This window comes from Candidatus Acetatifactor stercoripullorum (assembly GCF_944382095.1).
Taxonomy (GTDB): domain Bacteria; phylum Bacillota; class Clostridia; order Lachnospirales; family Lachnospiraceae; genus Acetatifactor; species Acetatifactor stercoripullorum.
In genome coordinates this window covers 47661-69531 of sequence record NZ_CALWMU010000009.1, presented here as the reverse complement: position 1 = coordinate 69531, position 21871 = coordinate 47661, and the positions used below count along the sequence as shown (strand labels likewise).

Annotated in this window: 23 protein-coding genes and 1 pseudogene; all 24 read left to right on the top strand. The window is 49.9% G+C overall.

Translation table 11 applies throughout. The annotated features are described in order from the left end of the window. Window positions 1-334: 334 nt before the first annotated feature. The 24 genes and pseudogenes from trpE (at window position 335) to rplS (ending at window position 21562) form a co-directional block, all read left to right on the top strand. Complete coding sequence (gene trpE, locus SHK35_RS04340) at window positions 335-1825, top strand: anthranilate synthase component I (RefSeq protein WP_330638177.1); 1491 nt, start codon at window positions 335-337, stop codon at window positions 1823-1825. Next, window positions 1822-2409, top strand: coding sequence for an anthranilate synthase component II (locus tag SHK35_RS04335; protein WP_318704113.1), 588 nt, complete (start codon window positions 1822-1824; stop codon window positions 2407-2409). The genes trpE and SHK35_RS04335 overlap by 4 nt, the downstream gene beginning before the upstream one ends. Further along, entirely contained in the window at window positions 2406-3422 is a 1017-nt protein-coding gene (trpD, locus tag SHK35_RS04330; RefSeq protein ID WP_318708768.1) for an anthranilate phosphoribosyltransferase, read from the top strand. The genes SHK35_RS04335 and trpD overlap by 4 nt, the downstream gene beginning before the upstream one ends. A gap of 44 nt (window positions 3423-3466) precedes the next feature. Next, window positions 3467-4264 (top strand): indole-3-glycerol phosphate synthase TrpC, encoded by a 798-nt coding sequence (gene trpC, locus SHK35_RS04325; protein WP_318708766.1) that lies wholly within the window; start codon window positions 3467-3469, stop codon window positions 4262-4264. After that, complete coding sequence (locus SHK35_RS04320) at window positions 4261-4863, top strand: phosphoribosylanthranilate isomerase (protein ID WP_318708764.1); 603 nt, start codon at window positions 4261-4263, stop codon at window positions 4861-4863. Before trpC ends, SHK35_RS04320 begins: the two co-directional genes overlap by 4 nt. A 22-nt stretch (window positions 4864-4885) precedes the next feature. Continuing rightward, on the top strand, window positions 4886-6070 hold the full coding sequence (gene trpB / locus SHK35_RS04315) for a tryptophan synthase subunit beta (RefSeq protein ID WP_318708761.1): 1185 nt from the start codon (window positions 4886-4888) through the stop codon (window positions 6068-6070). Beyond that, window positions 6063-6875 carry a tryptophan synthase subunit alpha gene (gene trpA, locus SHK35_RS04310; RefSeq protein WP_318708759.1) on the top strand — a complete coding sequence of 271 codons (813 nt, stop codon included), beginning with the start codon at window positions 6063-6065 and terminating at the stop codon, window positions 6873-6875. Before trpB ends, trpA begins: the two co-directional genes overlap by 8 nt. A gap of 99 nt (window positions 6876-6974) precedes the next feature. Next, complete coding sequence (locus SHK35_RS04305; protein WP_318704119.1) at window positions 6975-7499, top strand: YceD family protein; 525 nt, start codon at window positions 6975-6977, stop codon at window positions 7497-7499. Between the two features lie 2 nt (window positions 7500-7501). Beyond that, window positions 7502-7684 (top strand): 50S ribosomal protein L32, encoded by a 183-nt coding sequence (rpmF, locus tag SHK35_RS04300; RefSeq protein ID WP_318704120.1) that lies wholly within the window; start codon window positions 7502-7504, stop codon window positions 7682-7684. 193 nt (window positions 7685-7877) lie between these two features. Then, on the top strand, window positions 7878-8888 hold the full coding sequence (gene plsX / locus SHK35_RS04295; protein WP_318704122.1) for a phosphate acyltransferase PlsX: 1011 nt from the start codon (window positions 7878-7880) through the stop codon (window positions 8886-8888). Window positions 8889-8899: 11 nt separating this feature from the next. Continuing rightward, window positions 8900-9130, top strand: a complete 231-nt coding sequence (acpP, locus tag SHK35_RS04290) for an acyl carrier protein (protein ID WP_318704124.1) — start codon at window positions 8900-8902, stop codon at window positions 9128-9130. 96 nt (window positions 9131-9226) lie between these two features. Next, entirely contained in the window at window positions 9227-9931 is a 705-nt protein-coding gene (gene rnc / locus SHK35_RS04285; protein WP_318708756.1) for a ribonuclease III, read from the top strand. Next, window positions 9922-13482 carry a chromosome segregation protein SMC gene (gene smc, locus SHK35_RS04280; protein WP_318704126.1) on the top strand — a complete coding sequence of 1187 codons (3561 nt, stop codon included), beginning with the start codon at window positions 9922-9924 and terminating at the stop codon, window positions 13480-13482. The genes rnc and smc overlap by 10 nt, the downstream gene beginning before the upstream one ends. A gap of 44 nt (window positions 13483-13526) precedes the next feature. Continuing rightward, window positions 13527-14468, top strand: coding sequence for a signal recognition particle-docking protein FtsY (ftsY, locus tag SHK35_RS04275; protein WP_318704128.1), 942 nt, complete (start codon window positions 13527-13529; stop codon window positions 14466-14468). A gap of 25 nt (window positions 14469-14493) precedes the next feature. Further along, complete coding sequence (gene ilvA / locus SHK35_RS04270) at window positions 14494-15705, top strand: threonine ammonia-lyase (protein WP_318708788.1); 1212 nt, start codon at window positions 14494-14496, stop codon at window positions 15703-15705. Window positions 15706-15798: 93 nt separating this feature from the next. Continuing rightward, the gene (locus SHK35_RS04265; RefSeq protein ID WP_318704130.1) at window positions 15799-16674 is read left to right on the top strand and encodes a YitT family protein; all 876 of its coding nucleotides are present in this window, start codon (window positions 15799-15801) and stop codon (window positions 16672-16674) included. A gap of 58 nt (window positions 16675-16732) precedes the next feature. Beyond that, window positions 16733-17107 (top strand): YlxM family DNA-binding protein, encoded by a 375-nt coding sequence (gene ylxM, locus SHK35_RS04260; protein WP_318704132.1) that lies wholly within the window; start codon window positions 16733-16735, stop codon window positions 17105-17107. Window positions 17108-17133: 26 nt separating this feature from the next. Beyond that, entirely contained in the window at window positions 17134-18501 is a 1368-nt protein-coding gene (ffh, locus tag SHK35_RS04255) for a signal recognition particle protein (protein WP_318704134.1), read from the top strand. 124 nt (window positions 18502-18625) lie between these two features. After that, complete coding sequence (rpsP, locus tag SHK35_RS04250) at window positions 18626-18871, top strand: 30S ribosomal protein S16 (RefSeq protein ID WP_318704136.1); 246 nt, start codon at window positions 18626-18628, stop codon at window positions 18869-18871. Between the two features lie 23 nt (window positions 18872-18894). After that, the gene (locus SHK35_RS04245) at window positions 18895-19122 is read left to right on the top strand and encodes a KH domain-containing protein (protein WP_318708754.1); all 228 of its coding nucleotides are present in this window, start codon (window positions 18895-18897) and stop codon (window positions 19120-19122) included. A 51-nt stretch (window positions 19123-19173) separates the two neighbouring features. Continuing rightward, entirely contained in the window at window positions 19174-19683 is a 510-nt protein-coding gene (gene rimM, locus SHK35_RS04240) for a ribosome maturation factor RimM (protein WP_318708751.1), read from the top strand. A gap of 38 nt (window positions 19684-19721) precedes the next feature. Then, a pseudogene (gene trmD, locus SHK35_RS14265) lies at window positions 19722-20399 on the top strand (tRNA (guanosine(37)-N1)-methyltransferase TrmD); the annotation flags it as partial. Beyond that, entirely contained in the window at window positions 20397-21101 is a 705-nt protein-coding gene (locus SHK35_RS14260; RefSeq protein WP_442867428.1) for a GNAT family N-acetyltransferase, read from the top strand. The pseudogene trmD and the gene SHK35_RS14260, both read left to right, overlap by 3 nt. A gap of 116 nt (window positions 21102-21217) precedes the next feature. Then, on the top strand, window positions 21218-21562 hold the full coding sequence (gene rplS, locus SHK35_RS04230) for a 50S ribosomal protein L19 (RefSeq protein WP_318704142.1): 345 nt from the start codon (window positions 21218-21220) through the stop codon (window positions 21560-21562). The last annotated feature ends 309 nt before the right edge of the window (window positions 21563-21871 follow it).

The window sequence follows — 21871 nt, the reverse complement described above, 5'->3', positions numbered from 1 at the left end:
GAGAAAGGTTGGAAATGCAGGCTGTTAAATGGACCACGGAGGGCGCGAGGAAAGGAGCGGCAGCTTTTAGTATTTCGCGACGTAGAGGCATACGTCAGTTGCCAGGGATATGATGGTATCCTGATAAGAGCATACCCAAAGAGGCGTGAAGCAAGGTGGCACCGCGGGATTTTTTTCATTGGAGTATCCCGTCCTTGACAGAAGTTAAGCAACATCTGTCATGGGCGGTTTTTTTGTGCCTGTAATAGCGACGTCTGTGGCAGAATACATTGGCAGCCTATATTGCTGCATGGCACAATAGGCCATGCAGCGATGGGAAAAGGGAGGAAAGGAAATGAGCATGCAGAATGTCAGAGTGAAGCCGGACTTAAAGGTCTGTCAGGAACTGGCCGCAGAGGGAGAGTACGGGCTGATTCCTGTGAGCACGGAAATTTACGCCGATGCCATCACGCCGGTGGAGGCCCTGCGTAAGTTGAAAAAAGTCAGCAGACATGTGTTTTTGCTGGAGAGTGCGGAGGCGGACAAACGATGGGGCAGGTATTCTTTTTTGGGATATGATCCCTTGCTGGAAATCACCTGCTATGACGGGGAGGTGACGGTGAAATCCCCGATGAACACGCGCAGGACCAGAGAGGATGTAAGGGAGTCCATAAGAAAGCTGCTTGCAGAAAACAAAAGTCCCGTTTTAGAGGGCCTGCCGCCCTTTACAGGAGGGCTTGCGGGATACTTTTCCTACGATTACATCAAGTACAGCGAGCCTTCGTTAAAGCTGGACGCCGAGGATGAGGAGGGTTTTCAGGATGTAAACCTGATGCTGTTTCACAAGCTTGTGGCCTTTGACAATTACAGGCAGAAAATTATCCTAATTGTAAATATCCGCACAGAGGATTTGGAGACCAATTACAACAAAGCGGTTTTGGAGCTGGATGGGATGCGGCGGCTTTTGCGGGAGGGAGGGAAGGAGGAGAATCTGCCCCTTCGGCTGCTGACGGACTTTAAGCCCCTGTTTGACAAGACCCGCTACTGCGCCATGGTGGAGCAGGCAAAGGAGCACATCAAAGAGGGAGACATCTTCCAAGCAGTGCTGTCAAACCGTCTGGAGGCTGAGATGGAGGGAAGTCTCCTTGACGCTTACCGGGTGCTTCGCACCACCAATCCCTCCCCTTATATGTTTTATTTTTCGGGACATGACGGAGAGATTGCAGGAGCGAGCCCTGAAACCCTGGTAAAGCTGGAGGAGGGAAAGCTTTACACCTTCCCGCTGGCCGGCACAAGGCCCAGGGGCAGAACGCCAAAAGAGGATCTGGAGCTGGAGAGACAGCTTCTTTCAGATGAAAAGGAGCTGGCGGAGCATAATATGCTGGTGGACCTTGGGCGGAATGATCTGGGAAGAATCAGTAAAATAGGAAGTGTAAGGGTGGAAAAATATGCGTCTGTGGAGCGCTATTCCCATGTGATGCACCTGGGCTCTACGGTGAGCGGACAGATCAGGGAGGATGCGGACGCACTGGATGCGGTTGATGCCATTTTGCCGGCGGGAACCCTGTCCGGAGCGCCGAAGCTTAAGGCCTGCGAGATTATAAACAAGCTGGAAAACAATAAGAGAGGTATTTACGGAGGTGCGATTGGGTATCTGTCCTTTACGGGAAATCTGGATACCTGCATTGCCATCCGCCTTGCCTTTTCCAAAAACGGAAAGGTATTTATCCGCTCCGGCGCCGGAATTGTGGCGGACAGTGTGCCGCAAAGAGAGTATGAGGAGTGCATTCAAAAGGCGGCGGCGGTAAAAAATGCGGTTATGGAAGCAAAGGAGGGATTGGAATGATCCTATTGATCGATAACTATGACAGCTTTTCTTATAATGTGTATCAGCTGACAGCCTCCGTAAGCCCGGATGTGCTGGTGGTGCGAAACGATAAAATCACGCTGGAGGAGATAGAAGCCCTTTCACCCTCCCATGTGATTCTTTCTCCGGGGCCGGGAAGGCCTGCAGACGCAGGCATCTGTGAAGAGCTGGTTTCTCATTTTACGGCAGCTGGAAAAAGAAAACCGGTTCCGATTCTTGGAATCTGTCTGGGGCATCAGGCCATCTGCCAGGCTCTTGGAGCAGACATTGTTCATGCCAAAAGGCTGATGCACGGAAAGCAGTCCGTGGTGAGCGTGAAAAAGGAAAGCAGACTGTTTTGGGGGCTGGAGGAGAAAATCACAGTGGGCAGATATCATTCTCTGGCAGCAGATGAAAACACCTTGCCAAAGGAGCTTATGGTTACAGCCGGGACGGAGGATGGAGAGGTGATGGCGGTAGAGCATGAAAGTCTGCCGGTATATGGTGTGCAGTTTCATCCCGAATCTATTTTGACGCCGGATGGAAGGAAAATAATGGAAAATTTTTTGGAGGCAAAAGTATGATCAGAGAAGCAATTGTAAAAATTGTCGGAAAAGGAGACTTGACTTATAACGAGGCATATGAGGTGATGAATGAGATTATGAGCGGGGAGACCACGCCTACCCAGAATGCGGCTTTTCTGGCGGCTCTTTCCACAAAAAGCACAAAGTCGGAAACCATTGATGAGATATCCGGGTGTGCGGCTTCCATGAGAGAGCACGCGCAGCAGGTGGAGACCGGAATGGAAACCATGGAGATCGTGGGGACAGGCGGAGACGGAGCCCACAGCTTTAATATTTCCACCACCTCTGCCTTTGTGATGGCGGCAGCAGGCATAAAGGTGGCGAAGCACGGAAACCGGGCGGCCTCCTCTGACTGCGGCACGGCGGATTGTCTGGAGGCGCTGGGCGTCAATATCCATCAGGAGCCCAAAAGGTGCAGGGAGCTGTTGGAGAAAGTGGGGATGTGCTTTATGTTTGCCCAGAAATACCACACCTCCATGCGTCATGTGGGAGCCATCCGGAAGGAGCTTGGCATCCGCACTGTGTTTAATATATTGGGGCCTTTGACCAATCCTGCCCGCCCGGCCTATCAGCTGCTGGGGGTTTATGACGAATCTTTGGTGGAGCCTTTGGCCCGAGTGCTGATGAGCCTTGGGGTAAAGCAGGGGCTGGTGGTTTACGGAAAGGATAAGCTGGATGAAATATCCCTGTGTGCGCCTACCCTGGTATGCGATTTTAAGGATCAGAGGTACAAAACCTACACTGTGCACCCTGAGGATTTTGGATTTGAAACCTGCAGCCGTGAGGCGCTTAAGGGAGGAACGCCCCAGGAAAATGCGGAGATTACCAGAAATATCCTGAAAGGGGAACAAGGCCCCAAAAGGAATGTGGTGCTGATGAACAGCGGAGCGGCTATCTATGCGGCAGGAAAGGCACAAAGCATAAAAGAGGGCATCTGCATGGCTGCAAAGCTCATCGACAGCGGGGAGGCAATAAAACGTCTGGATGCTTTTGTCAAATTGTCGAACTGCTGAGGGAAAGAAAGGGACGTCTGCCTGGGCAGATGGGAGGTATCGGTTTGATTTTAGAGGAAATTGCTGCAAAAACAAAAGAGCGTATCGCTGCAGAGAAGGAAAGGCTTCCGCTAAAGGAGCTTAAGGCTGCGGCTGCGGATACAAAACGGCCGGAGGGCTTCCCCTTTGAGGAAGCCCTGAAAAGACCGGGGATGAGCTTTATCTGTGAGGTGAAAAAGGCTTCCCCCTCCAAGGGAGTGATTGCCGGGGATTTTCCTTATGAGGAGATTGCCAGGGAATATGAAAGGGCGGGAGCCGCCGCTATCTCTGTTTTGACGGAGCCCTATTATTTTCAGGGAAAGGATTCCTATCTGAGAGAGATCAGGCAAAGGGTATCCATCCCCCTTTTGCGCAAGGATTTTACGGTGGATGAATATATGATCTATCAGGCAAGGGAAATGGGAGCGGACGCTGTGCTGTTTATCTGTGCCATCCTCTCCCAAATGCAGCTTCAGGAATATCTGGGGCTTGCAAGGGAGCTTAGACTGTCCGCACTGACGGAGGCCCATGATGAAAGGGAGGTGGAAATGGCTCTTTTAGCGGGAAGCACCATTGTGGGAGTGAACAACCGGAATTTAAAGGATTTCTCTTTGGATATCTGCAATTCCATCAGGCTTCGAAAGCTTGTGCCAAAACAAGTGCTTTTTGTGTCGGAGAGCGGCATGAAAACAAGAGAGGATATTGAAAGATTGGAGAAAAATGGTACGGACGCCGTTTTGATCGGGGAAACCTTGATGCGTTCCCCTGAGAAAGGAGCTTTGTTAAGGGAACTTTCAGGGGTGTCCGGAGGACTTGGCCTATGAGTGCAAGGATAAAGATATGCGGTCTGTTTCGGATGGAGGATATCGCCTATGCCAATGAAGTGAAGCCGGATTATGTGGGATTTGTTTTCGCCAAAAGCAGAAGGCAGGTGAACAGGGAAATGGCCGCAAAAATGCGTAAGGCTTTGGCCCCGGGCATTTTGGCGGCAGGAGTGTTTGTGGATGCTCCCTGTGAGGAGATCGTAGAATGCCTGGAAGAGGGCTTGATTGATCTGGTTCAGCTTCATGGGAAGGAGACGGAAGCAGATATCCGGTATCTGAGGGCTGTCACGGGAAAGCCTGTGATCAAGGCGGTACGGCCTGCCTGCGCAAAAGAGGTGCAGGCCTGGCTTGACAGCGAGGCAGATTATCTTCTGTTTGACAGCGGAGCGGGCAGTGGAACGACCTTTGACTGGAGCCTGCTTGAGGGGGTAAACAGAGAATACTTTCTGGCGGGGGGACTGCATGAAGGAAACCTGCCAGGGGCCATACGCAACCTGGCTCCCTTTGCTGTGGATTTAAGCAGCGGCGTTGAGACGAAGGGAGTGAAGGATTTGGAAAAGATGAGAACGGCTGTGCGGCTTGCACGGGCGGAAATTTAAGGAAAGGTGAAGAAGTTTAAGGATGAGTAAAGGACGCTACGGAATACATGGGGGGCAGTATATCCCCGAGACTTTGATGAATGAATTGATCCGGCTTGAGGAGTGCTATGAGCATTACAAGCAGGATGAGGAATTTAATGAGGAGCTTTCTTTTCTTTTGAGAGAGTATGCGGGCAGACCCTCTCTTTTGTACTATGCGGAGAAAATGACAAAGGACCTGGGAGGGGCAAAGATTTATTTAAAAAGAGAGGATTTGAACCATACCGGCTCCCACAAGATCAATAATGTGCTGGGCCAGGTGCTGCTTGCGAAAAAGATGGGGAAAACCAGGGTGATTGCGGAGACGGGCGCAGGCCAGCACGGTGTTGCGGCGGCTACGGCGGCGGCTCTTCTGGGGATGGAATGTGAAATCTACATGGGAAAGGAGGACACGGACAGACAGGCGTTAAATGTTTACCGCATGGAGCTTTTGGGAGCAAAGGTGCATCCCGTGACCAGCGGTACCCAGACGCTAAAGGATGCGGTAAATGAAACCATGCGGGAGTGGACCAGACGGGTGTCGGACACCCATTATGTGCTGGGCTCCGTCATGGGTCCGCACCCATTTCCCATGATCGTGCGGGATTTTCAGAGTGTAATCAGCAGGGAAGCCAGAAAACAGATTCTGGAAAAGGAAGGAAAGCTTCCGGCCGCTGTGGTGGCCTGCGTGGGAGGGGGCAGCAACGCTATGGGTGCCTTCTACCACTTTATAGAGGACAAAGAGGTGGAGCTGATCGGCTGTGAGGCAGCGGGAAAGGGGATTGACACGGATTTCCATGCCGCTTCCATAGCAAAGGGAAGCCTGGGGGTTTTCCACGGCATGAAATCCTATTTCTGCCAGGATGAGCAAGGACAGATCGCGCCGGTCTACTCTATTTCAGCAGGCCTCGACTATCCGGGAATCGGGCCGGAGCATGCTTTTTTGCATGACACAGGGAGAGCCTCTTATGTTCCCGTTACCGACGAGGAGGCGGTGGATGCCTTTGAGTACATTGCCAGAACGGAAGGCATCATATGTGCGGTGGAAAGTGCTCACGCCGTTGCGCAGGCAAGAAAGATCGCCAAAAACTACGGGCCGGATGAAAGCATCATTGTCTGCGTGTCAGGACGGGGAGACAAGGATGTGGCGGCTATTGCAAGATACAGGGGGGTGGATATCCATGATTAATCAGGAGAACAAAATAAAAAAAGCCTTTGAAAATCTGGGTGGGAAGGCGTTTATCGCTTTTTTGACGGCAGGTGACCCGGACGCAGACAGCACCGTAGAGTTTATTCTGGAAATGGAAAAAGGAGGGGCAGATTTAATTGAGATCGGGATTCCCTTTTCCGACCCCACCGCAGAGGGAGTTGTGATTCAGGAGGCAAATCTCAGGGCGTTAAAAAACAAAATGACTACGGACGGCGTATTTGAGATTGTAGAGCGGGTGCGCAGACAATCCCAGATACCGTTGGCCTTTATGACCTATTTGAATCCGGTTTTTCACTACGGCTATGAGAGATTCTTTTCCCGCTGCCAGGAGCTTTCCGTGGACGGCATCATCATTCCGGACCTGCCCTATGAGGAGAAGGGAGAGGTGGCGGAAATTGCGGCGGCCCACAATGTCTGCCTGATTTCCATGATCGCGCCCACCTCGGCCGGCCGTATTCAGATGATCGCAAGGGAGGCGGAAGGGTTTTTGTATGTGGTTTCCTCCATGGGCGTCACCGGAGTAAGAAGCGAGATCGGCACGGATTTATCATCCATTGTCCAGAATATCCGGCAGGTCACCAAGACGCCCTGTGCCATTGGCTTTGGCATCAGCACTCCCAGGCAGGCCAGGCAGATGGCTGAGGTATCCGACGGGGCCATTGTGGGGAGCGCCATCGTAAAAATCATTGCCCAGTACAAAAAAGAGGCGGGACCAAAGATCAGGGAATATGTACAGAACATGAAGGCGGCGGTGCTGGAGGCAGCAGACAAAAATTTTCCATAAAATGATTGACAAACCGATACCTGCCGGGTATAATTAACCAGTGTGTAAAAAACACGCCGGTGGAAATGGTTCCGCCGGACAGTTGCATAGGAGTCGGATATGTTCATAAATTTATCTGAAGTGTTTTCATCCGAGGGCAGTAAGGAAACAGTGGAAGCGCCGGTTGAGCTGCAGAGCTTTCAAAGCAGGCTGGGCGATTTCCCCATTGTGGAGAAAACGCCTGCGGTATTCACCTTTACCAATGACGGTGTGAATAAGGCGAAGGTGGAGGGCGGCGTGAGACTTGTCCTGAAGGCCGGATGTGACAGATGCCTTGCGGAAGTACCCGTGGTGCTGGACTTGAAGTTTGACAGAGTGGTCACTTCTCCTGAGGGCAGTACAGAGGAGGAAGCGGATGACATTCCTGATTTTATGGAAGGTTATCAGCTGAATACAGAGACTTTTGTGTACGATGAAATTTTAGTAAACTGGCCTACGAAGATTCTGTGTAAGGAGGACTGCAAGGGCGTCTGCCCTGTATGCGGACAGAATCGGAACCTGAGGGAATGCGGATGCGATACTTTTGTCCCTGACCCCCGTATGGCAGTAATAAAAGATATCTTCAACGCGAATAAGGAGGTGTAACGATGTCTATTTGTCCTAAGAATAAATCTTCCAAAAGTAGAAGAGATAAGAGAAGAGCAAACTGGAAAATGAGTGCTCCTACATTGGTAAAGTGCAGCAAATGCGGCGCATTTATGATGCCTCACAGAGTTTGTAAGGCTTGCGGTTCTTATAACAAGAAGCAGGTTGTAAGCGTTGATGAATGACGGCATAGGGCTGGTGCCTGGGTGTACCAGCCCTTGTTTTTATATTTTCAACATGGATGTAAGACGCTTTTTACGGGCGTCTTTTTGTTTGCGCTATTTCTTAAAAAGCGTAAGAAAAATCTCTTGATTTTTATAAGGGGGTTTAGTATAGTTATATATGGCTTTATTATAAATTATGGAAGGAAGCATTCATATGGCTGAAATAGTGAACGTGGCTGTTGACGCTATGGGGGGAGACAATGCTCCGGCCGAGATCGTCAAAGGAGCGGTAGAGGCCATAAACGAGGACAAGAGAGTGAAGGTCTTTCTTGTGGGCCGCGAGTCTGTGATAAGGGAAGAACTGCGGAAACATACATATGACGCTTCACAGCTGGAAATCGTACACGCAGAAGAGGTTATTGAGACTGCAGAACCGCCGGTCATGGCAATTCGTAAAAAGAAGGATTCCTCTATTGTGAAGTCCATGTATATGGTAAAGGACGGCGTCTGCGACGCCTTTGTGTCCGCCGGAAGCACCGGTGCCGTATTGGTCGGAGGCCAGGTGATTGTGGGAAGGATTAAGGGAGTGGAGAGACCGCCGCTTGCGCCTTTGATTCCCACGGAAAATGGTGTGTGTCTGCTTTTGGACTGCGGCGCAAATGTGGACGCAAGACCTTCGCATCTTCTGCAGTTTGCAAAGATGGGAAGCATTTATATGGAGAGTGTTATAGGAATTAAAAATCCCAGGGTCGGCATTGTGAATATCGGCGCGGAGGAAGAGAAGGGAAACGCGCTGGTAAAGGAAACCTATCCTCTGCTGAAAAACTGCCCCGGAATCAATTTTATCGGCAGTGTGGAGGCCAGGGATATTCCTGCGGGAGCCGCGGACGTGGTGGTCTGCGAGGCTTTTGTAGGAAATGTGATATTAAAGCTTTATGAGGGCGTAGGCGCTACATTGATCAAAAAGGTAAAGAGCGGCATGATGACCTCTCTTCGCAGCAAGCTGGGTGCGCTGCTTGTAAAGCCTGCTTTGAAAAAAACGTTGAAAACCTTTGACACAGAAGAATATGGAGGGGCTCCTCTTTTGGGATTAAACGGGCTTGTGGTGAAAACCCACGGCAGCAGCAAGGCGGTTGAGATTAAAAATTCTATTCTGCAGTGCATTGCATTTAAGGAACAGAAAATAAATGAAAAAATCAAAGAAAAAATAATGTTGGAAAATTAAGGAGACAGGAAATGGAATTTGAAAAACTCAAAAAAGTAATTGCGGAAGTTTTAAATGTGGACCCGGAGGAAATCACCATGGAGACCACCTTTATGGACGATCTGGGAGCGGATTCTCTGGACGTATTCCAGATTATTATGGGAATCGAGGAGGAATTTGATATTGAGATTCCCGCAGAAAAGGCAGAGAAAATCACCACTGTGGAAGAAGCGGTTGAGCTGATTAAGAGCACTTTGAATTAAGTGAGAACAAAAGCAAGGTTGAAAGAAAGTATTCCTGGATTTCCACATTCGGGAATACTTGTTTTTTATGAGAACCGGCAAGGGAAGGAAGCTGTCATGCAGGAAGAATATACCCTGAAAAAACTGGAGGAACGGATAGGCTATCGCTTTGAAAACATCAATCTTTTAAAGCAGGCCCTTACTCACAGCTCATTTACCAATGAGCAGAAAATCAATCGGTCAAAAAATTATGAACGCCTGGAGTTTTTAGGCGATGCGGTGCTGGAGCTGGTTTCCAGTGAATTTTTATTTCGCAGTCATCCGGATATGCCGGAAGGAGAATTGACTAAGCTGCGGGCGTCTATGGTGTGTGAGCCCTCCCTGGCTTTTTGCGCAAGGGACTTGGAGCTTGGGCAGTTTATACGCCTGGGAAAAGGAGAGGAGAGCACGGGAGGCAGAAAGCGGGACAGCATTATTTCAGACGCCATGGAGGCTGTTACCGGGGCAGTCTATCTGGACGGCGGAATGGAGGCGGCAAGGGCATTTATCAACCGTTTTATTTTGTCTGACCTGGAGGACAAGCAGCTGTTTTACGACAGCAAAAGCAATCTGCAGGAGCTGATCCAGGGCACGTTAAAAAAGGATTTTAACTATGTTCTGCTTGAGGAAAGCGGGCCGGAGCATGACAAGACCTTTGTGGTGGAAGTGCAGATGGAGGGAAGGCAGCTGGGACTTGGCTGCGGAAGGACGAAAAAAGCGGCGGAACAGCAGGCCGCCTATAAAGCGCTGCTGCTTTTGAGAGATGAGGGAATATGTATTTAAAAAGTATTGAGATACACGGTTTTAAATCCTTTGCAAATAAAATAACCTTTCAGTTCCACAATGGGATCACGGGGATCGTGGGTCCCAATGGAAGCGGAAAGAGCAATGTGGCGGACGCTGTGCGCTGGGTGCTGGGGGAGCAGCGCATCAAGCAGCTGCGCGGAGCCAGTATGCAGGATGTCATTTTCTCGGGAACAGAGACCAGAAAACCGTTGAGCTATGCTTACGTTGCCATTACCCTGGACAACGGTGACCATCAGCTTGCCATCGATTACGATGAGGTGACGGTTGCAAGAAGAATCTACCGCTCCGGAGAAAGTGAATATCTGATCAACGGAACACCTTGCCGGCTGAAGGATGTAAATGAGCTTTTCTATGACACCGGAATCGGCAAGGAGGGCTATTCCATTATTGGACAGGGACAGATCGACAAAATCCTAAGCGGCAAGCCGGAGGAGAGAAGAGAGCTTTTCGACGAGGCTGCAGGTATTGTAAAATTCAAACGAAGAAAGGCTGCGGCCCAGAGCAAGCTTGCAAACGAAAAGCAGAATCTGGTTCGCGTAAACGATATTCTCTCTGAGCTGGAAAAGCAGGTAGGGCCTTTGGAAAAGCAGTCAGAAAAGGCAAAAATCTATCTGCGCAAGAAGGAAGAGCTGAAAACCCTGGATGTGAATGTGTTCCTTTTGGAAAACAGCAGATTAAAGGAACAGCTGAAGGCAGTGGAGGAAAAATATGGCATTGCCGGAGGGGATTTAAAGGAGATCACCCAGCGATATGAGGGGATCAAGGAGGAGTACGACCAGATTCAGGGAGAGATAGAGAGGCTGGATAAATCCATCGAAGAGGCCAGAAGCACTCTTACGGACACAGGGCTTTTGCGGGGCAGGCTGGAGGGCCAGATTAATGTGCTGAAAGAGCAGATTAATTCCGCCAAGGGGAGCGAGTCCCATTTAAACGGCAGAAAAGAGGCGCTGGAGGCGGAAATTGCTTCCAAAAGCCAGGACAAGGAAGGCATTCTGGCGGAAAAGCAGAAAACCGATGAACAGGTGGAGGAGATTGCGGGTGCGGCATTGCAGGCAAGGGCAAGGCTCCTGGAAATCCAGGACAAGATTGAGGAATTAAACAACTGCATTGAGGCAGGAAAAAATACCATAATCGGCGAATTGAACCAGCGGGCTGCCATCAAGTCCAAAATGGGACGGTATGACACCATGATGGAGCAGATCAACATCCGAAGGGCGGAGCTCAACTCCCGTCTGCTTCGGGTAAAATCCGATGAAGCTGCCAGGGAGGAGGCTCTTTTAAAGCTGGAGGAGAGCTTTGAGAGCATCACTAAAGAGCTGGGAGAGATGAACAGAAAACAGGGGGATATGGAAAAAGAGCTGGGGGACATAAGAGGCGTGCTGACCGGGAAGGACCAGAAGCTTCGGGAAACTCAGAGCGCCTACCACCAGGAAAGCTCCAGACTGGAGGCTTTGTCCAATCTGACGGAACGCTATGAGGGTTATGGCGGCAGCGTAAAGAAGGTGATGGAGCAAAAGGAGAAGGAAAAGGGCATCATTGGGGTTGTGGCGGATATTATTAAGGTAGAAAAGAAATATGAGACTGCCATTGAGACAGCCCTGGGGGGAAACATTCAAAATATTGTAACTGATGATGAGAATACTGCCAAAAGAATGATAGGATATTTGAAGGCAAACCGCCTGGGCCGGGCAACCTTTCTTCCGCTGACCAGCATCATTCATCCACAGGAGTTTAAGAGTCCTGAGATTTTGGAGGAAAAAGGGGTTATCGGCATGGCGGATGAGCTGGTGGAAATAGAGGATCGTTACCGGAACGTGGCAAAAGCCATGCTGGGGCGCATTGTGGTGATAGACAATGTGGACAATGCCGTAAGGATTGCCAAAAAGTCCGGCTACAGCGTCAGAATGGTAACCCTGGAGGGAGAGCTTTTGGTGCCGGGGGGAGCTATCAGCGGCGGAGCCTTCAAAAATAACAGTAATCTTCTGGGAAGAAGAAGGGAGATTGAGGAGCTTCAGAAAAAGACGAGGAAGCTGCTTTCTGCGGTGGAGGAGATAAACGGAGAAATTAAAAGCACCAAGGAAAGGCGCAATGAACTGCGCCTTGCACTGGAAAACATAAAGAGTGAGATCGGGAAAAAATCGATAGAACAAAATACAGTCCGGCTGAGCATTTCCCAGGCCAGAGAGCGTATGGAGGAGGAGATGGAGGGGGCAAAATCCCTTGAGCTGGAGGAAAAGGAGATTGAGGGAAAAATCCGGGAAATCAAAGACGGCAAGGAAGCCATAGCCCAGGAGCTTTCCGCAAGCGAAGAGCTGGAAGCGCACACAAAGGAGCAGATTCTTTCTTTTCAGAAGGAGCTGGAGGAAAGGAGAGAAGAGGAGACCCTGGAGTCCGGTAGGGTGGCACAGTGGGATTTGAAGGTGGAAAAAATGCGCCAGACGCAGACCTTCAAGCAGTCCAATGTGGACCGCATCAACGGCGAGCTTGAAAAATCCCAGGCGGAGCTTTCCCAGATTCTGCAGGCTCTTTCGGAAAATGAAGAAGAGGTGGAGAGGAAGAAGCAGAATATCAAGGAGCTGGAAAAAACCATAGCTGCTTCCCACGAAGCCCAGAATGCGTCTGAGATAAGGCTTAAGGAGGAGGCTGCCAGAAAGGAGGAGCTTTCTGCAAAGCAGAAAAACTTCTTCCAAAGCCGAGAAAAGCTGGCGGAACAGATGAGCTCCTTAGACAAGGAGGTTTATCGTCTAAACGCCCAGAAGGAAAGGCTGGAGGACTCTATCGAGGCCCAGATCAATTACATGTGGGATGAGTATGAGATCACCTTAAGTGACGCGGCTTCTCTTCGGGATGAGGATATGCTGGACCTGCCTGCCATGAAGCGGGGAATAACCGACTTGAAGGATCAGATCAAGAAGCTGGGAGACGTCAATGTCAATGCCATCGAGGACTACAAAAACCTGATGGAGCGTTACACCTTCATGAAAACCCAGCACGACGATCTGGTGGAGGCGGAAAAAACGCTGGAGGGCATTATCGAAGAGCTGGACGGGGCCATGAGAAAGCAGTTTACCGAGAAATTTGCGCAGATCAGCCGGGAATTTGACAAGGTGTTTAAGGAGCTGTTCGGCGGAGGAAAGGGCACCCTTGAGCTCATGGAGGATGAAGATATCCTGGAGGCGGGAATCCGCATTATCGCACAGCCGCCGGGAAAGAAGCTGCAGAACATGATGCAGCTGTCCGGTGGGGAAAAGGCGCTTTCTGCCATTTCACTTTTGTTTGCCATTCAGAATCTGAAGCCCTCGCCCTTCTGCCTTTTGGACGAAATTGAGGCGGCGCTGGATGATTCCAATGTGGGAAGATTTGCAAAGTATCTACATAAGCTGACCAAAAACACGCAGTTTATTGTAATTACACACAGACGTGGCACCATGGAGCAGGTGGACAGGCTTTATGGCATCACCATGCAGGAAAAAGGAGTTTCCACTCTTGTCAGCGTGAATCTCATTGACAAGGAGCTGGAGGATTAGTGCGGTATCTGCAGGGCGCAGAAGCACTGGAAACGGAGAGGCGTATGAGCGAAGAAAAAAAGGGCTTATTTGCCAGACTGAAGGCTGGCCTTACTAAAACGAGAGAAAATATCGTAAGGGGCATTGACGCAGTGCTTGGCGGTTTTTCCGCCATCGATGATGATTTCTATGAGGAGCTGGAAGAAATTCTGATCATGGGTGATATTGGCGTAAACGCCACGGCAGCCATTGTGGAACGGCTGAGAAAAGAGGTGAAGGAGCGTCATATCAAGGAGCCCGCAGAATGCAAGGAGCTTTTGATTGAAAGCATCAAGGAGCAGATGAGGGTGGACGAGACGGCCTATGACTTTGAGAGGGAGCAGTCCGTGGTCATGGTAATCGGCGTAAACGGTGTGGGAAAGACCACCTCTGTGGGAAAGCTTGCCGGGAAGCTGAAGGACAGCGGAAGAAAGGTATTGATTGCAGCGGCGGACACCTTTCGCGCAGCGGCAGGGGATCAGCTGGCAGAGTGGGCAAAAAGGGCGGACGTGCCAATGGTGGGCGGTAATGAGGGCGCTGACCCTGCAAGTGTGGTGTTTGACGCGGTAAACGCGGCAAAAGCAAGAGGCGTGGATGTGCTTTTGATTGATACGGCGGGAAGGCTTCACAATAAGAAAAACCTCATGGAGGAGCTGCGCAAGATGAACCGGATTATAGACAGGGAGTTTCCCGACGCCCACAGGGAGAATTTGATTGTGCTGGATGGCACCACCGGACAAAACGCTCTGGTGCAGGCCAGGGAATTCGGGGAGGTGGCAAAGCTTACCGGAATCATTTTGACAAAGATGGACGGAACGGCAAAGGGAGGCATTGCTGTGGCTATTCAGTCGGAGCTTAAGGTTCCCGTAAAATATATCGGTGTGGGAGAGACCATAGAAGATCTCCAGAAATTTGATCCGGATGAATTTGTAAACGCGTTGTTTGACAGAGAGCGAACAGAGGCTTAGAAATGGAGGAAATATGGAAGAACAAATGTTGACACTGGAGAAGTTTGAAGAGGCGTCCGAGACGGTAAAAAAGGTGACTCTGGAGACAAAGCTGGTTTACAGTGACTACTTTAGCGCACAGACCGGAAACAAGGTGTATTTGAAGCCGGAAAATATGCAGTTTACCGGTGCGTACAAGGTGAGAGGCGCCTACTATAAGATGAGCACTCTCACAGATGAGGAGCGGGCCAAAGGACTGATTACAGCCTCCGCCGGAAATCACGCCCAGGGTGTGGCCTATGCGGCCAAATGCTTCGGCGCCAAGGCGTCCATTGTGATGCCTACCACTACGCCCCTTATGAAGGTGAACCGCACCAAAAGCTATGGCGCGGAGGTGGTGCTTTGGGGCGATGTTTATGATGAAGCCTGTGCCAAGGCCTATGAGCTTGCAAAGGAGCACGGCTATACCTTTATTCATCCCTTTGACGATCTGACGGTGGCCACAGGACAGGGAACCATCGCCATGGAGATTGTGAAGGAGCTTCCGCTGGTGGATTATATTCTGGTTCCTGTGGGAGGGGGCGGCCTGGCCACAGGTGTGTCAACCCTGGCCAAGCTGTTAAATCCAAAGATACAGGTGATCGGTGTGGAGCCTGCGGGGGCAAACTGTCTGCAGGTGTCCATAAGGGAGGGCAAGGTGACCACCCTTCCCGGGGTGAATACCATTGCGGACGGCACTGCGGTAAAAACGCCGGGAAGCAAGCTGTTCCCCTATCTGCAGAAAAATCTGGACGATATTATCGCCGTGGAGGACGAGGAGCTGGTGGTAGCGTTCCTTGATATGGTGGAAAACCATAAGATGATCGTGGAAAATTCAGGACTTCTCTCGGTGGCCGCTTTGAAACATCTGAAGGTAAAGGATAAAAAGGTGGTTTCTATTTTAAGCGGTGGAAACATGGATGTGATTACCATGTCCTCTGTGGTACAGCAGGGGCTCATCATGAGGGACAGGATATTTACCGTCTCCGTTCTGCTTCCGGACAAGCCGGGAGAGCTGTACCGGGTATCAGGGATTATCGCGGGCGTAAACGGCAACGTGATCAAGCTGGAGCACAATCAGTTTGTATCCATCAACAGAAGTGCTGCCGTGGAGCTGCGCATCACCCTGGAGGCCTTTGGAACGCAGCACAAGCATCAGATCATTGACGCCCTGGAAAAGGAAGGGTATAAACCAAGACAGGTGCGCACTAATATCTGACCTTTTTCTTTGAACAAAAACGTTACATTGCCAAAAACCGCATATACTATATATGCGGTTTTTTGGGTATTCTGCAGCAAAAAGGAGGAGAAAATGGAGTTTCAGGAGAAAAAGACCATAAAGGGAAGAATACTTGACTATCTTATTATTACGGTGGCTTCTTTTATTTACGCACTGGCTGTGAGCCTGTTTTTGGACCCTAATTCTCTGGCCCCCGGAGGGGTCACAGGCATCGCAATTATTTTAAACAGGCTTACGGGACTGGAAACGGGCACCTGGATTATGATGATCAATATTCCCATACTGTTTCTGGGAATCTGGAAGTTTGGACTGCGTCTGATCCTGTCAACCATGTACTGCACCATTCTCTCCTCCTTTTTTACCAACCTGCTTGTCTTTGCGGGACCGGCCACTTCAGACCCGCTTTTGGCGGCTTTGGCGGGGAGCGCGCTGATGGCCCTTGGCATGGGGCTTGTGTTTAAGGCCGGGGCCACCACAGGGGGAACGGACATTGTCATCAAGGTTCTGCGCAGAAAATTCCCTTATTTAAAAACGGGATTTTTGTTTCTTATGACCGATATTATGATCGTGACCGTATCGGCCTTTGTATTTCGGGATATTGACAAGGCGCTGTATGCGGGGCTTGTAGTTTTTACCACATCCCTTATTCTGGACGTGGTTTTGTATGGAAGAGACGGTGCGAAGCTCATTTATATTATCAGCGACAGGTCGGAGCCCATCACCAGGCGGCTTTTGGAGGAGCTGGATATCGGCGTTACCCATGTAAAGGGCAGCGGCGCTTACAGCGGACGGGAAAAAAGCGTCATTTTATGCGCCATCAAAAAGCAGATGGCATATAAGGCGGAAGCCATCGTGAAGGAGGAGGACCCGCTGGCCTTTATGATTGTGACCAGCGCAACGGAAATCTATGGGGAGGGCTATAAGAGCTATTTCAGTGAAAAACTGTAAAGAAAAAATACTTGACACCCGGGGAGAAGTATAGTATCCTATGCAAGGTGGTTGACACATGGAGAAAATTTTTGAGCAGGTGCTTTTGTACGATTTCTACGGGGAGCTTTTGACGCCCCATCAGCGGAATATCTATGAGGACGCAGTGTGCAACGATATGTCGCTGGGAGAGATAGCCAAGGAGCACGGCATCAGCAGACAGGGAGTCCACGATTTGATAAAGCGCTGCGATAAGATACTGCAGGATTATGAGAGTAAGCTGCATCTGGTTGCACGTTTTGGGACGGTAAGGGAAAAAATCGGCGAAATCGAACAACTGACCCGGCTGAATCAGACAGGCCAAATGGAGACCATATCCGGTGAAGAACCTAAGCTGCAGGAGAGAATGGAGCGCATCAGGAGTCTTTCACGGGAGATTTTGAAGGAATTATAAGAGCTGTCAATGATAAGGAGCGATCTATGGCGTTTGAAAGCTTGACGGATAAGCTGCAGAATATATTCAAAAATTTGAGAAGCAAGGGCCGTTTGACACAAGAGGATGTCAAAACCGCATTGAAGGAAGTCAAGATGGCGCTGCTGGAAGCGGATGTAAATTTCAGAGTGGTGAAGCAGTTTATCAAGGCTGTTGAGGAGCGGGCCATCGGGCAGGACGTAATGAACGGCTTAAACCCCGGGCAGATGGTGATCAAGATTGTAAACGAGGAAATGATCGCCCTGATGGGAAGCGATACCACGGAAATTGCCATGCAGCCGGGAAAAGCAGTCACTGTGATTATGATGGCGGGACTTCAGGGTGCAGGTAAGACCACGGCTACGGCTAAAATTGCAGGAAAGCTGAAGCTGAAGGGCAAAAAGTGCCTGCTGGCAGCCTGCGATATTTACCGCCCGGCGGCTATCGAGCAGCTGCAGATCAATGGGAAAAAGCAGGAAGTGGACGTGTTCTCCATGGGGACGGATCATGCGCCTTCTCAGATCGCCAGGGAGGCGGTGGCTTACGCGGAGAAAAACGGCCACAATGTAGTGATCCTGGATACTGCAGGCCGTCTGCATGTGGATGAGGATATGATGCGTGAGCTGCAGGAAATCAAGGACAGCGTTACGGTGCACCAGACACTTTTGGTGGTGGACGCCATGACCGGTCAGGATGCAGTGAACGTGGCGAAGGAATTTGACGAAAAAGTGGGCATCGACGGGGTGGTTCTCACCAAGATGGACGGAGATACCAGAGGCGGAGCGGCCCTTTCCATAAAGGCGGTGACGGGCAAGCCCATCCTGTATGTAGGAATGGGGGAAAAGCTCTCCGATATGGAGCAGTTTTATCCGGACCGCATGGCCAGCCGGATTCTGGGCATGGGAGATGTGCTCTCTCTGATCGATAAGGCCCAGGCCAGCATTGATCTGGATGAGGAAAAGGGCCGGGAGATGGCCGGACGCATGAAGAAGGGGAAATTCGATTTCGAGGATTACCTGGAAAGCATGAAGCAGATGAGAAATATGGGAGGTCTTTCCAGTATTTTAAGCATGCTTCCCGGAATGGGGGCAAAAGCAGGCGAGCTGGAAGCCATGATAGATGAAAAGCAGCTAAAGCATATGGAGGCCATTGTGCTTTCCATGACCAGGGAGGAAAGACGCAATCCCAAGCTGTTAAATCCCAGGAGAAAGCACCGCATAGCAAAGGGCGCCGGTGTGGATATTGCAGTGGTAAACCGCTTTATCAAACAGTTTGAGCAGAGCCAGAAAATGATGAAGCAGTTTGGCGGCGGGAAGGGAAGACGCGGCATGTTTGGCGGTTTTCCCGGAATGGGCAAGGGAGGCTTTCCTTTTTAAATACAGAAGATACGGATTTTCTGCTCAGGCAGAGTCCTTATCATAGATGGCATCCGCAAAAACGGGTGTCGGGGTCTTATGACCCGCAAACCTTATAATACAGTTTTAGATGGAGGAAAGAAAAATGGCAGTAAAAATCAGATTGAGAAGAATGGGACAGAAGAAGGCTCCTTTTTATAGAATCGTTGTAGCTGATTCCCGTTCTCCCAGAGACGGCAGATTCATCGAGGAAATCGGAACCTATGATCCTAACACCGATCCCAGCACCTTCAAGATCAATGAAGAGCTGGCTAAGAAATGGCTGGCAAACGGAGCGCAGCCTACGGAGACCGTTGGAAAGCTTTTCAAACTGGCAGGCATCGAGAAATAAGATTCGTTCTTTGGAGGTGGCTTATGAAGGAATTAGTGGAAGTAGTTGCAAAGGCGCTTGTTGATTATCCGGATGAAGTAGTTGTAACTGAAAAGACGCAGGGGAAAGATACCGTCATCGAACTTCATGTAGCTGCATCCGATATGGGAAAGGTGATCGGAAAACAAGGAAGAATTGCAAAGGCAATCCGCTCTGTTGTAAAGGCAGCGGCATCCAAGGACAACAGAAAAGTAGACGTGGAAATCGTCTGAGGCATAAGGCGGCGCGCACTGCGGGCCGCCTTCCCTATTCATGGAGGAAAAATGGAAGAAATTTTACAGGTAGGGGTTATTACCTCCACACATGGCCTTAGGGGAGAGGTGAAGGTATTTCCCACAACAGACGACGCGGCAAGATTCCGAAGGCTGAAGGAAGTGATTCTGGATACCGGAGAGGAAAAAATGCTTCTGGAAATCCAGGGGGTAAAATTTTTCAAGAAGTTTGTAATCCTGAAATTGAAAGGGATTGACAGTATCGACGAAGCAGAAAAATACCGCAGGAAAAGCCTGTTTGTCACCAGAAAGAATGCGGTCCCCTTAAGGCGGGACGAATATTTTGTGGCTGACCTTGTGGGGCTTAGGGTGATAGATGATATGGATCAGGAGCTGGGCGTTCTCACGGAGGTGCTGCAGACCGGCGCAAACGACGTGTATGTGGTGAAAATGAAGGACGGACGGGAGGCGTTGATTCCGGCCATCAAGCAGTGCATTCTCAATGTGGATGTGGAAGGCGGCCTGATCAGAGTGCATATTCTGGAGGGTCTGCTTGACTGAACAGGTGTTTATTTCAGCGGACGAAAAGGGGTATCAGAATGAAATTTCATGTTTTGACGCTGTTTCCTGAGATGGTGTTAAGCGGCCTGCGTTCCAGCATCATCGGGAGAGCGGCAGAGAAAAAGCTTATTGCCATAGATACCGTAAATATCAGAGATTATACGAAGGAACGGCACGGCAAGGTGGATGATTATCCCTACGGCGGCGGCGCCGGCATGCTGATGCAGGCCCAGCCTGTATATGACGCCTGGCAGGCTGTCACAGGGGGAAGAAAACTGCGGACGGTTTATTTAACTCCCCAGGGGGAGCCTTTTACGCAGAAAACGGCTGCCCGTCTGGCCGGGGAGGAAGAGCTTGTGCTGATCTGCGGCCACTATGAAGGGATTGATGAGCGTGTACTGGAGGAAACGGTCACAGATTTTATTTCCATTGGGGATTATGTGCTGACAGGCGGAGAGCTTGCGGCCATGGTGGTGATTGACGCTGTCTCCAGGCTGGTTCCCGGCGTATTGAGCAATGACGCTTCTGCGGAGACGGAGAGCTTTTATAACGATCTTTTGGAATATCCCCAGTATTCCAGACCGGAGGTCTGGAGGGAGAAAAAGGTGCCCGATGTGCTTCTTTCGGGAGATCACAGGAAAATTGCGGCGTGGCGGCTGGAGCAGTCAAAGGAGCGCACCAGGCGTATCCGCCCTGATCTCTATGAAAAGTACATGGACAAGGAGAGGCTGATCTGCCGACTGTCAAAAGCAAAGCGGGAAAATATTCATATGATAGAGAGCCTGCGCCGGGGAAAGGGAGAAATCCTGTATGCAGATGAGGAAAATGTGCTGTTGTACGATCCGGGCTGCAGGCTTTGTATGATAAGCGCAAAAAACAGGGAAATGGGGCAGAAGCTTCTTTTGCTTATTCCGAAGGATACGGTTCTTTTTGTGACCTCCCAGAGCTTTTTGAATGAGCTGATCTGCAGTGGATTTTCCTGTGAGGTGTACCATGAATGTGTTCAGGTGTGCTATCCCCAGAGACAGAGCCTTCCTGTAAGGCACAAGGATATCCGTCTGCTTGGACCGGAGGATGCAGAGTATGTAATTACCCATTACCATATGGGAGAGCCGGAATATATCCGGGAACGCATTCAGAGCAGGGCAATGTATGGAGCCTTTGTGGAGGGTGAGCTTAAGGGCTTTGTTGGGAGTCATGACGAGGGCAGCATGGGGATGCTGTTTGTGGAGGATTCCTGTAGGGAAAGGGGGATTGGCGCATCTTTGGAGGCATATAACATCAACCGGATCTGCGAGAGGGGCTTTACACCTTATGCGCATATCATTGTGGGAAACGATGTTTCTCTCAGCCTGCAGCGGAAGCTGGGATTGTATGCTTCTTCCGGGACTATTTGGTGGCTTGGAAAAAAGGAATAGAAAAAAATCTTGCATTTACAGTCTTGATATGGTAAGATTTGAATGTTGCGAAAACGAGATGGTCCTCTGTTACAGATAAGTATTAAGAACATCCATTTTTTAAAAGGAGGCTCATAATGAGTGATATTATCAGAGAAATTGAGAAAGAACAGTTAAAGGAAAAGGTAGACGATTTTTCCGTTGGCGATACCGTAAGGGTATACGGCAAGATCAGAGAGGGAAACCGTGAAAGAATCCAGATATTTGAAGGCATTGTTTTAAAGAGACAGGGCGGAAGCAGCAGGGAAACCTTTACCGTAAGAAAAATTTCCAACGGCATCGGCGTGGAAAAGACCTGGCCTGTGCATTCTCCTAATGTGGAGAAGATCGAGGTGGTCAGAAGAGGTAAGGTAAGACGTGCGAAGCTGAACTACTTAAGAGGCCGCGTGGGCAAGAGCGCGAAGGTGAAAGAGCTGAAATAGCTTGAAATGTCCGGCAGACGTATCATGGAATTTGTAATATGGAAATAAAGACGGTCCCCACGGGAATCTGAGCAAAAAGGTTCCTGCGGGGACTTTTTATGGCTTCAAAGGGTGGAAAGCTTTCAGTTTATATTTTTATAATAAAATGCGCAACAAAACTGCGCAACGATTTGAACTATTTGCGCAATATCTGCGCAATACAACAAAATAAATTGTAATAAATATACAAAAAATAAATTTATTATTTAGAACAACTGTCAATAGTAAAAAAAATAGTACCTATGATATACTTGTTTCAAGACAAGCGAT